At 48.7% G+C, this 583-nt stretch carries 1 protein-coding gene; it reads left to right on the top strand.

What is annotated here, in order from left to right:
- Window positions 1-65: 65 nt before the first annotated feature.
- On the top strand, window positions 66-583 hold a 518-nt coding region (locus tag QEH53_RS23945), incomplete at its 3' end, for an AMP-binding protein (RefSeq protein ID WP_309025763.1).

The following is a 583-nucleotide window of genomic DNA, read 5'->3' as shown; positions in this document are numbered from 1 at the left end:
TCGGCTCTCCGTCGGACCTGATCTACTGCATCTACACCTCGGGATCCACGGGCAGGCCAAAGGGCGTGCTGATAGAGCACCGGAACGTCGCGAACTATGTATTTGGTATTGCTGAGCGTTTAGAACTAGAAGGCGGCCAGACTTTTGCATGGGGATCTTCTTTGGCAGTTGATCTTGGGCACACATGTCTTTTTGGCAGCCTCATATTGGGAAAACGTCTACTAGTGATTTCCTTGGGGTCGATGCATGATATGGGTCGCTTCTCAAGGGAATTACAAAGATTCAATGTAGAAGTATTAAAGACAACGCCTTCATTGGCTTCTGCTTTATTGAATGGAGACAACAATCTGAGAGGCCTACTTGTGTTAGGTGGCGAACCTGCTAGTGCGAGTCTTTTGGGTCAATTGTCAATTACGGAGGATCAATTTCGAGTCGCGAATCATTATGGACCTACGGAAGCGACAGTCGGGGCGTGTTCAAGCGTAGCAGGGTTGGCATGTGAGTATGGCGTTTCTATTGGTAAGCCGCTGCCGAATTACCGCATATATATCTTGGATGAAGGAGATGGCCTGTGTCCGATTGG

Source organism: Pelagicoccus sp. SDUM812002 (assembly GCF_031127835.1).
Classification (GTDB): domain Bacteria; phylum Verrucomicrobiota; class Verrucomicrobiia; order Opitutales; family Opitutaceae; genus Pelagicoccus.
The sequence above is the reverse complement of the archived record's forward strand: the minus strand, read 5'-3'. Positions and strand labels throughout refer to the sequence as shown.